This is a genomic window from Rhodospirillales bacterium (assembly GCA_016710335.1).
GTDB lineage: Bacteria > Pseudomonadota > Alphaproteobacteria > Rhodospirillales > Defluviicoccaceae > JADJXQ01.
The window spans coordinates 77,865-91,796 of record JADJXQ010000001.1; the positions used below are offsets into that span (position 1 = coordinate 77,865).

At 67.4% G+C, this 13,932-nt stretch carries 13 protein-coding genes; 10 read left to right on the forward strand and 3 right to left on the reverse strand.

Annotated features, from left to right (window positions below):
• Positions 1-39: 39 nt before the first annotated feature.
• Both IPM60_00405 and ruvX read right to left on the reverse strand, forming a co-directional pair.
• Positions 40-957: an AEC family transporter gene (locus IPM60_00405; protein MBK8906406.1), complete on the reverse strand. Its 918-nt coding sequence runs from the start codon at positions 955-957 to the stop codon at positions 40-42.
• Complete coding sequence (gene ruvX / locus IPM60_00410) at positions 954-1,454, reverse strand: Holliday junction resolvase RuvX (protein ID MBK8906407.1); 501 nt, start codon at positions 1,452-1,454, stop codon at positions 954-956. The genes IPM60_00405 and ruvX overlap by 4 nt, the downstream gene beginning before the upstream one ends.
• 107 nt (positions 1,455-1,561) lie before the next feature.
• On the opposite strand from ruvX, the gene gatC reads away from it, so the two are divergent.
• From gatC to IPM60_00460, 10 genes are all read left to right on the forward strand, one after another.
• Positions 1,562-1,849, forward strand: a complete 288-nt coding sequence (gene gatC / locus IPM60_00415; GenBank protein MBK8906408.1) for an Asp-tRNA(Asn)/Glu-tRNA(Gln) amidotransferase subunit GatC — start codon at positions 1,562-1,564, stop codon at positions 1,847-1,849.
• Positions 1,846-3,330, forward strand: coding sequence for an Asp-tRNA(Asn)/Glu-tRNA(Gln) amidotransferase subunit GatA (gene gatA, locus IPM60_00420; protein MBK8906409.1), 1,485 nt, complete (start codon positions 1,846-1,848; stop codon positions 3,328-3,330). Before gatC ends, gatA begins: the two co-directional genes overlap by 4 nt.
• Positions 3,331-3,382: 52 nt before the next feature.
• Positions 3,383-3,508, forward strand: coding sequence for a 50S ribosomal protein L36 (rpmJ, locus tag IPM60_00425; GenBank protein ID MBK8906410.1), 126 nt, complete (start codon positions 3,383-3,385; stop codon positions 3,506-3,508).
• Positions 3,509-3,638: 130 nt separating this feature from the next.
• A complete protein-coding gene (locus tag IPM60_00430; GenBank protein MBK8906411.1) occupies positions 3,639-5,126 on the forward strand; it encodes an FAD-binding protein in 1,488 nt (495 codons plus the stop codon).
• A 25-nt stretch (positions 5,127-5,151) separates the two neighbouring features.
• Positions 5,152-6,390: a glycolate oxidase subunit GlcE gene (glcE, locus tag IPM60_00435; GenBank protein ID MBK8906412.1), complete on the forward strand. Its 1,239-nt coding sequence runs from the start codon at positions 5,152-5,154 to the stop codon at positions 6,388-6,390.
• A gap of 2 nt (positions 6,391-6,392) precedes the next feature.
• A complete protein-coding gene (gene glcF, locus IPM60_00440) occupies positions 6,393-7,682 on the forward strand; it encodes a glycolate oxidase subunit GlcF (GenBank protein ID MBK8906413.1) in 1,290 nt (429 codons plus the stop codon).
• 141 nt (positions 7,683-7,823) lie between these two features.
• A complete protein-coding gene (locus IPM60_00445) occupies positions 7,824-8,312 on the forward strand; it encodes a hypothetical protein (protein MBK8906414.1) in 489 nt (162 codons plus the stop codon).
• Positions 8,313-8,352: 40 nt separating this feature from the next.
• Positions 8,353-9,741, forward strand: a complete 1,389-nt coding sequence (locus tag IPM60_00450) for an FAD-binding protein (protein ID MBK8906415.1) — start codon at positions 8,353-8,355, stop codon at positions 9,739-9,741.
• A gap of 194 nt (positions 9,742-9,935) precedes the next feature.
• Complete coding sequence (locus IPM60_00455; GenBank protein MBK8906416.1) at positions 9,936-10,130, forward strand: PLDc N-terminal domain-containing protein; 195 nt, start codon at positions 9,936-9,938, stop codon at positions 10,128-10,130.
• A gap of 281 nt (positions 10,131-10,411) precedes the next feature.
• Entirely contained in the window at positions 10,412-13,006 is a 2,595-nt protein-coding gene (locus tag IPM60_00460) for a PQQ-dependent sugar dehydrogenase (protein ID MBK8906417.1), read from the forward strand.
• A 112-nt stretch (positions 13,007-13,118) separates the two neighbouring features.
• Here IPM60_00460 and IPM60_00465 read toward each other — a convergent pair whose 3' ends face one another.
• Entirely contained in the window at positions 13,119-13,802 is a 684-nt protein-coding gene (locus IPM60_00465) for a PRC-barrel domain-containing protein (GenBank protein ID MBK8906418.1), read from the reverse strand.
• Positions 13,803-13,932: the final 130 nt, after the last annotated feature.

The window sequence follows — 13,932 nt, forward strand, 5'->3', positions numbered from 1 at the left end:
GGGACTATAGGCGCGCGCCCGTGGCCCGCGCAAGGAGACTTAAACGAGCATCAGCACGGCCGGCATCGTCACCATGGCCGCGATCGTGGAGGCGGTGATGGTGCCGGCCATGATGTTGGCGTCGCCGCCCATCTGTCGCGCCATCACGTACGCCGAGACGGAGATCGGCACCGAGGCGTAGAGCACCGCAACGGCGGTGGCGATGCGGTCGCTTCCCAATGCCGTGCACGCCCCGATGGTCAACAGCGGCAGCACCACCAGCTTCAAGATACACGCGACGCCGACCACCCGCCCCGCCGCGCGGGCGGCGCCGAAGTCGAGTCCGGCGCCGACCGCCAGCAGCGCGATCGGCAACGACGCCCGGCCGAGAATCTCCAGCGTCGGCCCGATGATCGGCGGCAGACCGACCCCCAACCCGTTCAGCGCCAGGCCGGCGAAACAGGCGAGGATCAGCGGGTTCTGAAGCACCGGCGCGATCATCTGGCGCCAGCGCAGCGGCTTGCCGGCCGGCGAGGCGTAGCGAATCAGGACGACGACGGCGATGGCGTTGACGAACGGGACGATGACCGCCAGGCACAGGCTGACGAGGGTCAGCCCCGTCTCGCCGTAGAGCGCCACTGCCGCCGCCAACGCGACGTAGACGTTGGGGCGGACGGCGCTTTGAACCAACGACGTGAAAGCCGGCCCGTCGATCCCGAGCGGCCGCCACAGGAGGTATGCCGCCGCGACGACGATGGTGATCGCGATGATGGAACCGCTCAGCATCGGGATCACCTGGAGCCCCGCCAGATCCGCCTTGGCGATGTTGGTGATCAGCAGCGCCGGAAAGAACAGATAGAACGTGATCCGCTCCGCCGACATCCAGAAGCCGTCCGGCACGAACTGCCAGCGACGAAACCACCAGCCCAACAGAATGACGATGAAGATCGGCGCCAGCGACGCCAGCACCGCGATCACGGCGCCGGCTCCCGAGACGCGGCGCGGCGCGCCTGAACCGCAAGCGCGTCGAGCGCCCCTTGCAGGATGTAGGCGGCGGCAAGCTTGTCGACGACCTGGCGGCGACGGCGGCGGCTCATGTCGACCTCGTCGATCAGCATCCGCTCGACGGCGGCAGTTGAGAGGCGCTCGTCCCAGAACGCCATCGGGAGGTCGATAAGGGCAAGCAGATTACGCGCGAACTGGCGCACCGACTGGCAGCGGGGACCTTCGGTGCCGTCCATGCTGACCGGCAGGCCGATGACCAGCCCGCCCACGCCGTGCCCGGCGACGATCTCTTGCAGCGTCGCTGCGTCGCGAGCGAACTTGCTGCGGCGCAAGGTCATCAGCGGCGTCGCCACCATCAGGATGCCGTCGGACAGCGCCAATCCGACCGTCTTGCCGCCGACGTCGAGGCCGAGCAGACGCCGATTGCTGCCGAGCGCGCGATGCAGGTCCTCGATGCCGACGATCGCCATGGGGCTTGCGTTCCTCCGCGGCCACACTTAAAGCCTGACGGCTGCTCTGTCATTGTCCGTGGCCGGGGTGCGGAGCCAGCCGCTATTCCGTTGAGGGAGTCGAACACGTGTCGTTGGACCGGGCCGCCGTTCGTAACATCGCCACCCTCGCGCGCCTCAGGGTGGCCGAGGACGAGCTCGATCACCTCGCCGGCGAGCTCTCCCACATCATCGGCTGGGTCGAGCAGTTGGCCGAGGTGGACACCGACGGCGTTCCGCCGATGACCAGCGTCGCCGCGATGACGGTGCTGCAGCGCCGCGACGTGGTCACCGACGGCGGCGATGCCGAGTCCGTGCTCGCCAATGCGCCGGATCGGGTCGACGCGTTCTACGCGGTGCCGAAAGTCGTCGAATGACCAATGCCGGCGGCCTCAGGGACCTGACCATCGCGGAAGCCGGCGGAGGGCTTGCCGCCGGCGCGTTTTCGTCGGAAGAGTTGGTGCGGGCGCATCTCGACGCGATGGCCGAGGCGCGGGATCTCAACGCTTTCATAACGGAAACCCCGGAACTGGCGCTCTCGCGGGCGCGGGCATCGGACGATCGCCGTGCCGCCGGTGCGGCGTTCGACCCCATGGACGGCATCCCCATCGTCGTCAAGGACCTGTTCTGCACCGACGGCGTGCTGACGACGGCCGCCTCGCACATCCTCGACGGCTTCGTCCCGCCTTACGAATCCACGGTCTCCGCCAGGCTCCGCGACGCCGGTGCAGTGATGCTCGGCAAGACCAACCTGGACGAGTTCGCCATGGGCTCCTCCAACACCACCAGCTTCTACGGGCCGGTGCGCAACCCTTGGGGGCCGAAGGACGGCAAGGATCTGGTGCCGGGCGGCTCTTCCGGCGGATCGGCGGCGGCCGTCGCGGCCCGCCTGGCGCTCGCCGCCATCGGCACCGACACCGGCGGCTCGATCCGCCAGCCGGCGTCGTTCTGCGGCATCGTCGGCATCAAGCCGACCTACGGGCGCTGCTCGCGCTGGGGCATCGTCGCCTTCGCCTCCTCGCTCGACCAGGCGGGGCCGATGGCCCGCACCGTCCGCGACGCGGCGATCATGCTGGGCGTCATGGCCGGCCACGACGGCAAGGACTCTACGTCGGCGCCGCTGCCGGTGCCGGATTTCGCGGCGGCGCTGACCGGGGACGTCCGGGGGCTGCGCATAGGCATCCCACGGGAGTACCGCCTCGACGACATGCCGGCGGAAATCGACGACCTGTGGCGGCAGGGTATGCGGTGGCTGGAAGACGCCGGCGCGCGCACCGTCGAGGTGACGCTTCCCCACACCCGTTACGCGCTGCCGACGTACTACATCATCGCCCCGGCCGAGGCGTCCTCGAACCTCGCACGCTATGATGGGGTGCGCTACGGTTTGCGCATCCCCGGCGAGACGCTGGACGAGATGTACGAGAACACCCGCGGCGAAGGGTTCGGCGCCGAGGTGCGGCGGCGGGTGCTGATCGGCACCTATGTGCTGTCGGCCGGCTACTACGACGCCTACTACCTCAAGGCGCAGCGGGTGCGGAGCCTGATCGCCCGCGACTTCAAGCAGGCGTTCCAAAAGGCCGACGTCATCCTGACCCCCACCGCGCCGTCCGACGCGTTCGCCATCGGCGACAAGACCGACGATCCCATCACCATGTATCTGAACGACGTGTTCACGGTGCCGTCGAGCCTCGCCGGCCTCCCCGCCATATCCGTCCCTGCCGGGCTGTCCGTGCGCGGCTTGCCGCTCGGCCTCCAACTCATCGGCCGGCCGTTCGACGAAGAAACCGTGCTCCGCAGCGCCGAAGTGCTGGAACAGGCCGCCGCATTCGATGCAAGGCCGCCGGGAGGCGCGTGTTGACAGGCGCGGGCCGGATCCGTATGGTCCGCGCCGGAAGTCAGGGGTCAGGATCATGAAAGTCAAGAACTCGGTGAGATCGGCGAAGACGCGCGAACGCAACTGCCGCATCGTCAAGCGGAAGGGGCGCATTTACGTGATCAACAAGATCCACCCGCGCTACAAGGTCCGCCAGGGCTGAACCACGGCTTAAGCCGGTCGATTCCGCTTCACCTCCGATACCTCCCTCACTACATTGACGGAACAACGGCCGACATTGAAACGGCCGAGGCGCCGCAGTTTGGCGCCGCTCCGTCAACGGGAGGACGTCGATGCGCATGCCTGCACCGGACGCCGCGGTCATCGCCCGCCGCCGCCGGATCGCTTCCGACCTGCGCGCCATCGTCCCCGGCGAAGGCGTCATCGACGATGACGACGAGCTCCGCGTCTACGAAGCCGACGCGCTGACCGCCTATCGCCAGCGGCCGCTCGCCACCGTCCTTCCCGAATCCACCGCTCAGGTCTCGCAAGTCCTCGCCTATTGCAATGAGCAGGGCGTGAAGATCGTGCCGCGCGGGGCCGGCACCGGCCTATCCGGCGGCGCGTTGCCTCTCGCTGACGCCATCACCCTCGGTTTCGGAAAGTTCAACCGGATTCTAGATATCGACTACGACAACCGCTGCGTGGTCGTGCAGCCGGGGGTGACCAATGCCCGCATCAGCGAGGCTGTCGCCGGGCGCAACTTCTACTATGCGCCGGACCCGTCGAGCCAGATCGCCTGCACCATCGGCGGCAACGTCGCCGAGAACGCGGGCGGCGTCCATTGCCTCAAGTACGGCCTCACCACCAACAACGTGCTGGGCGTCGAGTTCGTCATGATGGATGGCGCGGTGACCCGCATCGGCGGCAAACATTTGGACAGCTCGGGGTACGATCTGCTCGGGGTGATCACCGGCTCCGAGGGGTTGCTCGGGGTCATCACCGAGGTCACGGTCCGCATCCTGCAGAAGCCGGCGACGGCGCGGGCGCTTTTGATCGGGTTTCCGATGGTTTCCGCCGCCGGCGACTGCGTCGCCCGGGTCATCGAGGCCGGCATCATCCCCGGCGGCATGGAGTTGATGGACAGGGTGATGATCCACGCCGCCGAGGACTTCGTGCACGCCGGCTATCCGCTCGATGTGGAGGCGTTGCTGATCGTCGAACTGGACGGTCCCGAGGTGGAAGTGCAACACCTGATCGAGCGGGTCGAGGCGATCGCCCGCGCCACCGGCGCCGCGGAAATCCGGGTCAGCCAAGACGAGGCGGAGCGCCTGCGGTTCTGGGCCGGCCGCAAGGCCGCGTTCGGCGCCGCGGGGCGCATCTCGCCGGATTATCTCTGTATGGACGGGACTATCCCGCGTCATGCGTTGTCGAACGTTTTGGAACGGATCGCGGAGATGTCCCGCACCTACGGGCTCCGCTGCGGCAACGTGTTTCATGCCGGCGACGGCAACCTCCACCCCCTCATCCTCTATGACGCCAACAAGCCTGGGGATCTCGACAAGGCGGAGCGGTTCGGCGCCGACATCCTCCGGCTCTGCGTCGAGGTCGGCGGGGTTCTGACCGGCGAACACGGGGTCGGGGTCGAGAAGCGGGATCTGATGGGCACGATGTTCACCGAGGACGACCTCAAGCAGCAGCAGCGCTTGAAGTGCGCCTTCGATCCGGATCACCTGCTCAACCCCGGCAAGGTCTTTCCCACCCTCCACCGCTGCGCCGAACTCGGCCGCATGCACGTCCACAAAGGGCAACTGCCGTTTCCGGACCTGCCGCGGTTCTGATGGCGAAGGACGGTCCCAGTTCAAGATGACCGAGCACCTCAGGCCGGACACGATCGAGCAGACCGTGCAGGCGGTGCGCTGGGCGGTCGCCGAACGCCAGGCGCTGGACGTGGTCGGCTCGGGGAGCAAGAGAGGCCTCGGCCGCCCCTGCAGCGCCGCGGCGCGCCTCGACACGTCCGCTCTCTCCGGCATCGTCGCCTACGAGCCGGAAGAGCTGGTATTGACCGCCCGCGCCGGCACGTCGATGGCGGAGATCGAGGCGGCATTAGGCGAACGCAGGCAGCAACTGCTGTTCGAGCCTCCGAACCTGGGGCCGTTGCTGGGCGCCGACGGCGGCGCCGGCAGCAACATCGGCGGCACCCTCGGGGGCGTTATCGCCTGCAATCTCTCCGGTCCGCGGCGCAATCTGAGCGGCGCGGCGCGCGACCACCTGCTAGGCTTCCACGCGGTCAGCGGCCGGGGCGAGGTGTTCAAGTCCGGCGGGCGAGTGGTGAAGAACGTCACCGGCTTCGACCTCTCCAAGCTGATTGCCGGCTCCTATGGCACCCTTGCGGTCATGACGGAAGTCACGGTGCGCGCCCTGCCGGCGAGCGAGGCGGTGAGGACGGTACTGGTCGTCGGCTGCGATGACGCGGCCGCCGTCCGCGCCATGACAACGGCCTTGCAGAGCCCGTATGACGTGTCCGGCGCCGCGCACCTGCCGGCCGACGTCGCCATCCGCTCGGGAGTCGGCGCCATCGCCTCTGCGGGCGAGGCGGTGACGTGCATCCGCATCGAGGGGCCCGGCCCGTCGGTCGCGTTCCGCGCCGACGCTGTCGCCAAGGTACTGGCGCCGTGCGGCCGCATCGCCGACCTCGGGGAGACCGAGTCGCGGGCATTGTGGCGGGAGATCCGCGACGTGGGGGCGTTGGTGACCGATGGCGACCGCCAGGCATGGCGGATTTCCGTGCCGCCGTCGGAAGGTGCCCGCGTCGCCGCGGCGCTCCGCTTCAACGGCGAGGCCCAAGTCCTTTTCGACTGGGGCGGCGGCCTTCTGTGGCTGTCGCTGCCGGCGAGCGACGACGCCCACCACGAGCGGGTGCGGGCCGCGATCGCTGGGACCGGCGGCCATGCGACGCTCATCCGCGCCGCATCCGGTGTGCGGGAGCGGGTGCCGGCGTTCCAGCCGCAGCCGGCGCCGATCGCGGCGCTCACACAGCGCATCAAGGAGGCGTTCGATCCCCATCGGGTGCTGAACCCGGGACGCATGGTCGAGGGGGTGTAGGGATGCAGACCAACTTCACCGAAGCCCGCCTCGCCGACCCGGAAATCCGGGAAGCCAACGACATCCTGCGCACCTGCGTGCACTGCGGCTTCTGTCTCGCCACCTGCCCGACTTACCTTCTGCTGGGCGATGAACTGGACAGCCCGCGGGGGCGCATCTACCTCGCCAAGACCATGCTCGAGGAGAACAAGCCGGCGACGCCGCAGGTCGTCAAGCACCTGGACCGCTGCCTCACTTGCCTTTCGTGCATGACCACGTGCCCGTCCGGGGTCGACTACGCCCATCTCGTCGACCGGGCGCGGGTGCACATCGAGAAGACCTACGTGCGGCCGCGGCCGGAACGTCTGCTCCGCCGTCTGCTCGCCACCATCGTCCCCGACCCGCGCCTGTTCCGGCTGTCGCTAATGGGAGGCCGGCTCGGTCGGCCGTTCGCCCGCCTGCTGCCGGGGCGCCTGAAAGGCATGGCGGCGATGGCGCCGGATCGCCTCCGGCAGGCGTCACCGGTGGATGCGCCTCAGGTGTTTCCGGCCGAGGGGCCGCGCCGCAAGCGGGTGGCGCTGCATCCGGGGTGCGCGCAACAGGTGCTGCGCCCGGAGATCAACGAAGCGACGGTGCGCCTCCTGACCCGCCACGGCTGCGAGGTCGTGGTCGCCGAGGGCACCGGCTGCTGCGGCGCCGTGGTCCACCACATGGGCGACGAGGATCAATCGCAGGCGGCCGCCCGTGCCAACGTTGCCGCCTGGATGCGGGAGATGGACGGCGACGGGCTCGACGCGGTGGTGTTCACCGCATCCGGCTGCGGCGTTTCGCTCAAGGACTATGGGCATCTGCTCCGCAACGACGCCGAATGGGTCGAGCCGGCGGCGCGCCTGACGGCAATCATGCGCGACGTCTCGGAGTTGATGGTCGAACTCAAGCTCCAACCCGCAACCATCGCCACCGGCCAGACCGTGGCATACCATACGGCCTGCTCGATGCAGCACGGGCTCCGCCTGGGACCGCAGTCGAAGCAGTTGCTGGCCGACGCGGGCTTCAGCGTGCGTGAACCGGCGGAATCCCACATCTGCTGCGGGTCTGCGGGGACGTACAGCATCCTGCAGCCGGATCTCGCCGATCAACTGAAGGCAAGGAAGCTCGTCCATCTTGAGGCGACCGAGCCCGACATCATCGCCGCCGGCAACATCGGCTGCATGACGCACCTGGCCGGCGGCACCTCGCGGCCGATCGTCCACACGGTGGAGTTGTTGGATTGGGCGACCGGCGGACCGAGGCCCGCCATGCTGTCGTCATGAACCCGCGCCATCTGCACCATAAGGAACTTTCGCCGGGTCTCTGCTGTTGGAAAAACGACACAGCGACGGGAGTGAGATGTGCCCGGAACGCGAACCCACGACATCCGCGCAGCACGCAGCCACAACCGTGAGGACTGCACGATGATCCGTCAGATCTTTCGAGGCGCCGCCATGTTCATGCTGCTGGCCGTCCCGGCCGGCGCGCTATGGGAGTCTTCCGCGTCCGCGGCCGAACAAGTCGAGCGGCCTGTCGTGTTGTCGAGCACCGGTGTCGAGAAGGGCGAGGCGTTCGCGTGCCGGATCCCCATCGACATCGAATACCAGGGGTCCGAGCCGCTCGAACAAATGCGCGTGATCGCCAAGGTTTACGACGGCGAAGAAGAGCTTGCATCCACCGGCCTTGCCAGCGGCGATGAGCCGCTGGTGCGGAAAGCGGTCGAAGGCGGTTGGATTTACTCATCGGTGCCGCTGCAGTTCGATTTGACCGCAGCATTGTGCCAGCGGGTGGATGGCCTCCGGGTCGAGTTTGCGAGCTGCATGTTTGGGGAGCATCCGGCCGAGGATTGCCTCGACAAGATCCGGTTCGCGAACGCGCCGAAGGACGATCCCCTGTTCCTCCCACTCGAGTAGGCCGATCGGGCACGAATCTCCGGGGACGCGAGACATGGATATGCCCGTTGCGCGGGTCGACGCGGACCTCCTTCGGGAGTTGGACAGCATCGTCGGCGAGCGCTTGTCGACGGCGGCCGGCGTGCGCGAGCAACACGGGCACGATGAATCGTTCCATCAACCGCACCCGCCGGAGGTCGTCGTGTTCCCGACGATGACGGCAGAAGTGGCCGCAATCGTGGCGGCTTGCGCCCGTCATGGTGCGCCGGTCATTCCGTTCGGGACCGGTACCGCCATCGAGGGGCAGGTCGCCGCGCTGGAAGGCGGCGTCTGCATCGACCTCATGCAGATGAACCGGGTCGTCGCCGTGCATGCCGAGGACATGGACGCCGTCGTCGAGGCCGGCGTCACCCGCAAGCGACTGAACGAGCACCTCCGCGACACAGGCCTGTTCTTCCCGGTCGATCCCGGCGCCGATGCCTCGCTCGGCGGCATGGCTGCGACCCGCGCCTCCGGCACCAATGCCGTCCGCTACGGCACCATGCGTGACAACGTGCTGGCGCTGACCGCGGTGATGGCCGACGGCACCGTCATTCACGCCGGCTGCCGGGCCCGCAAGTCGTCCACCGGCTACGACCTCGCCCGCCTCCTGGTCGGCTCCGAAGGCACCCTCGGCGTCATCACCGAGTTGACGCTCCGCCTGCACCCGGTGCCGGAAGCCATCGCTGCCGCCGTCGTGTCGTTCCCTGACATCGGCAGCGCGGTCGATGCGGTCGTGGCCACAATTCAGTCGGCGGTTCCCGTCGCCCGCATCGAGTTGCTGGACGAGGTGCAGATGGATGCGGTGAACCGCTACTCCGGCTTGGGCTGTCCTGTGCAACCGACCCTGTTCCTCGAGTTCCACGGCACCAGGACCTCCGTCGCGGAGCAGACCGCCATGGTCGAAGCGATCTGCGGCGAGCATGGCGGCGCCGAGTTTCAATGGGCGACGCGGACCGAAGAGCGAGCGCGCCTGTGGCAGGCTCGTCATGATGCGTATTACGCCGGCAAGGCGCTGAAGCCGGGGTTCGATGCCTGGACCACCGACGTCTGCGTACCGGTGTCGCGACTGACCGAATGCATCGTCGAAACCAAGCGGGAGGTCGCCGAGAGCGGCCTGACGGCGCCGTTGGTCGGCCATGTCGGCGACGGCAACTTCCATCTGGTCATTTTGACCGACCCCGCCCGACCGGATCAAATCGAGACCGCGAGGCGCCTGCATGATCGTCTGGTAGGACGCGCTCTCGAGATGGCGGGCACCTGCTCCGGCGAGCACGGCATTGGCCTCGGCAAGCTCGGCTTCATGGCGGCCGAACACGGCGCCGCGCTTGGCGTGATGCGGGCGGTGAAGCGCGCCCTTGATCCGCAAGGCATCATGAACCCCGGCAAGCTCCTACCGCACGGGCCGTGACGCCGCCGGCCTTGAGCTAAGAGCACAACGGGCAGGCTTCCGCATTGCCAGCGCCATCCTGACAATCTTCATCACGGTGTCACAGCGGCGCTTCCGGAACCATTTCGCCGCGGGTGGGTTTAAGATGTAGAAGGGCAAGTCTCGCGCACTTGTTTGAAGCCAGCCGGCATCGCCTTGCCACAAATCATGAGGAGATAGAGATGGAATTCGGCGGGATTTTTGGCCTGATCATCCTGGCTCTGGACATCTGGGCCATCATCAACGTCATCGGCAGCGCTGCCTCGACCGGCGTTAAGATTCTCTGGGTCATCGTGATCCTGCTGCTGCCGCTCATCGGCCTCATCCTGTGGTACTTCATGGGCCCGAAAAAAAGCAGCGCCGCCGTTTAGAGCAAAAGGCTAGTGCACGGACCCATTCGAACGATTCGGTCGAATGGGTCATGGTTTGCATCAAACTCAAGAGATTACGTGCAGCGGCGCATCCTCTGAACGCGCCGTTGCACTTTGGCCTCGAAGAAGCCTGTTTGGGAACCGACGGAAAGGGTGGTAGCGTTCGCTTGCGGGATCAACGAAGCGGCGCAACATGAGGACTGGGGCTGGGCGCCACCCAAGTGCAGGGTGGACCGCGCCTGAGCCGGCACCGGCGTCGAACCTGTGGGGAGGAGGACGCCTTGGCCCAGACTGCAGTTACACCGAACCCGATCTCGGATCCCATCCGCAAGAGCGGCATCAAGGTTGAGCTAGACGACTTCGTCACGCCGCCGCGCACCGACGACGTCAAGCCGTACGCCAACATCCAGTTCCTTTATCACGCGGACGACGGCAGCGGCCGCCTCTACCTGATTGACACCCGCGGGGTCGTGTGGCAAATCGAGAACGGCAAGGTTGACCCCTCGCCACTGCTGGACGTGCGCGGCGACCCGGACTTCGTCAACGGCGGCACCCCCACTGGTCTCCGCAGCTTCGCCTTTCATCCGGACTTCGAAACGCCGAGCGCCGCCGGCTATGGCAAGCTCTACACCGTCAACGCGAAGACCGTCGCCAGCGCTCCCGCCGGCGTGCCGGTCTTCGACGGGCCATACACGCCGGTCTATCACAGCACGATCATCGAGTGGCAGGTCGCCAGACCCGCCGATCCCGGCCCGATCGTTGCCGGCAGCGGCCGGGAGGTGCTACGTGTGGCGCAGCCGGAGAAGGGTCACGACCTCAACCAGATCGCGTTCAACCCCGCCGCCAAGCCCGGCAGCGAGGACTACGGCGCCCTCTACATCGCCAGCGGCGACGGCGGCAACAATCCGCCGCGCCCGGACCGCTTCGATGCGGGCCAGGACCTGCAGCAGGCGCTATCCAAGATACTCAGGATCGACCCGCTGAAGAGCGGCAGTGCATCCTACACGGTGCCGGCGGATAACCCGTTCGTCGGCCGCAGCGACGCGCTGCCGGAGGTGTGGGCGACCGGGTTCCGCAATCCGCAGAACTTCAGCTTCGATCAGGGCGGCCGCGGCGACCTGCTGATCGGCGAGATCGGCCAGGCGCAGATCGAGGAGGTCAACATCGGCGTCGCAGGCGGCAACTATGGCTGGCAGCCGCGGGAAGGCACGTTCGCCACCGCGCGCGGCGACCAGGGTGTGCTATACACCCTGCCCGGCGACGATAGCGGCTTCACCTACCCGGTGGCCCAGTACGACCACGACGAGGGCCGCGCCATCGCCGGCGGCTTCGTCTACCGCGGTGCCGACATTCCCGAACTCGCCGGACACTACGTGTTCGGCGACATCGCCGCCGGACGGGTTTTCCACGTGCCGCTGTCGGCGCTCCAGACCGCGCAGAAATCGGGTCGGCCGGCGGAAATCAAGGAGCTGACGCTGCTCGTCAACGGCGCCGAGCGCACGCTGCTGGACGTGGTCAAAGCGTCGCGGGCGGACCTCCGCTTCGGGCAGGACGCCAACGGCGAGATTTACGTCCTGACCAAGCAGGACGGCCAAGTCCGCAAGCTCGCCAGCGCCTCCGATGTGGCACCGACCCCAACGCCCGATCCCGGCCCAGTTGCCGGGCTGGGCCGGGTGGAGGCCGAGGACCTGGCGCTCACCCGGTACGTCGTGGCGTCGAGCAGCGAGGCGTCAGGCGGCGCGTTGATCCGGACGTTGAGCAACGGCGTCGCCACCCACACGTTCAACGGCACCAAGGGCACATACGACCTGAAGGTGCGTTACCTGGACGAAGACGACGGCACCAGCCGCGGGACATTGAAGGTGGCGGGGGTCGAGGTCGACCGCTGGGACTTCGACAAGGGCGACGGCTGGACCATCCGTAGCAAAACGGTGAGCCTCGACACCGGCGACCGCATCGAGCTGGCCACGACCCAGAACGCCGGCGAGTACGGCCGCGTCGATTACCTGGAGGTGGCGCGGTCGGACGGCACGCCGGTGCCAACTCCGACACCGACCCCAACGCCCGATCCCGGCCCGACGGCAGGAGTTGGCCGACTGGAGGCCGAGGACCTGGCGCTCACCCGGTACGCCGTGGCGTCGAGCAGCGAGGCGTCCGGCGGCGCGTTGATCCGGACGTTGAGCAACGGCGTCGCCACCCACACGTTCAACGGCACCAAGGGCACATATGACCTGAAGGTGCGCTACCTGGACGAAGACGACGGCACCAGCCGCGGGACATTGAAGGTGGCGGGGGTCGAGGTCGACCGCTGGGACTTCGACAAGGGCGACGGCTGGACCGTCCGTAGCAAAACGGTGAGCCTCGACACCGGCGACCGCATCGAGCTGGCCACGACCCAGAACGCCGGTGAGTACGGCCGCGTCGATTACCTGGAGGTGACGCGGTCGGACGGCACGCCGGCGCCAACTCCGACACCGACGCCAACGCCCGATCCCGGCCCGACGGCAGGAGTTGGCCGACTGGAGGCCGAGGACCTGGCGCTGACCCGCTACGCCGTAACGTCCAGCAGCGAGGCGTCCGGCGGCGAGTTGATCCGGACGTTCAGCAACGGCGTCGCCACTCACACGTTTGGCGGCGATAACGGACGATACAAGATCTCGGTGCGCTATCTGGATGAGGACGACGGAAGCGGTTCCGGGGCGGTGACGGTCGAGGGCAAGCAGATCAGCAACTGGCGTTTCGACGCTGGCGGCGGCTGGAAGACCCACTCGCTGTTCGCCAACCTCGAACAAGGCGACCGCATCGACATCAGCACTGCCCGCGATGCCGGCGAATACGGCCGCGTCGACTACGTGGAGTTGGAACTCTGGACGTGACACCGCGCTGAGGCCGACCTCGCGGCCGCCTCAGAGGAGGCACGCCCTTGCTCTTCTTACGGAGGGACGAGGTACGGGCCAGCGCCGCACCCCCACCCGACCCTCGCAACGACTACTTCGGCGTGTTCTGGTCGAAGTAGGATTGCGTCTCCTGGCGCCACGCCGCCTGGTCCGGGCTGTTGATATTCTCCTCGGTGATCTTCGGAGCTTTCTCGAAGGCGTCCTCAGGCATGTTGACCAGCACCACGTCCATCGCATCGGTAAAGCCGACTTTGCCGACCGGAACCGCGACGATGTCCTCGCCCATCCCGAGGAAGCCGCCGGTCGCGACGAGAAGATGCGATGCGGTACCGTCGGCTGGATTGACGATCACGTCCTCAACGTCGCCGAGATCCTCGTCCTGCAAGTTACGCACGTCGGCGCCGATCACGTCCCGGGCACGGAGCGCCTGATGCTGTCCAATCTTGCTCGCGGCCTGCTCCAGCCGTTGCTGGCGCGCCCGTTCGTCAGCCGGTTGCAGAACGCCCTGCGTCACCAAGCCGCTTTCGCGCTCGGTCATCAGGTCGTTGAGAGCCTCGACGACCTCTTCACAGGCGTCATCCCGGTCGACGCTGGCGAGGTAGACGGCGGCGCTCTTCATCGACGACACGCCGCGCCGGTCCTTGCTGTCGAGATGCTGCATCACCGGCTGATACTTGTCGGTGACCTGGCCCAGGTCCTTCATGCACTCCGACTGATCGGCTTTGACCGACGGCGCCGTCAGCAGAGGTGCCGCCGCCGCCACTGCGATCGTCATCGTCGTCATCCACGCCACTCGCATAACCACCTCCGCTTCCGCTGGGACAAAAGAACGTCGACCGCCCTTGGCGACGACGTGATTGCTCGCGAAGAACGCTCGACCGCCGTCAAGGTTCCACAGGAACGCT

What these genes read in the sequence shown, in the direction of transcription:
- rpmJ (MBK8906410.1), top strand. Translation starts at nt 3,383, where the DNA reads ATGAAAGTCAAGAACTCGGTGAGATCGGCGAAGACGCGCGAACGCAAC.
- IPM60_00445 (MBK8906414.1), top strand. Translation starts at nt 7,824, where the DNA reads ATGATCCGTCAGATCTTTCGAGGCGCCGCCATGTTCATGCTGCTGGCC.
- IPM60_00430 (MBK8906411.1), top strand. Translation starts at nt 3,639, where the DNA reads ATGCGCATGCCTGCACCGGACGCCGCGGTCATCGCCCGCCGCCGCCGG.
- IPM60_00450 (MBK8906415.1), top strand. Translation starts at nt 8,353, where the DNA reads ATGCCCGTTGCGCGGGTCGACGCGGACCTCCTTCGGGAGTTGGACAGC.
- glcE (MBK8906412.1), top strand. Translation starts at nt 5,152, where the DNA reads ATGACCGAGCACCTCAGGCCGGACACGATCGAGCAGACCGTGCAGGCG.
- glcF (MBK8906413.1), top strand. Translation starts at nt 6,393, where the DNA reads ATGCAGACCAACTTCACCGAAGCCCGCCTCGCCGACCCGGAAATCCGG.
- gatA (MBK8906409.1), top strand. Translation starts at nt 1,846, where the DNA reads ATGACCAATGCCGGCGGCCTCAGGGACCTGACCATCGCGGAAGCCGGC.
- IPM60_00465 (MBK8906418.1), bottom strand. Translation starts at nt 13,802, where the DNA reads ATGACGATCGCAGTGGCGGCGGCGGCACCTCTGCTGACGGCGCCGTCG.
- ruvX (MBK8906407.1), bottom strand. Translation starts at nt 1,454, where the DNA reads ATGGCGATCGTCGGCATCGAGGACCTGCATCGCGCGCTCGGCAGCAAT.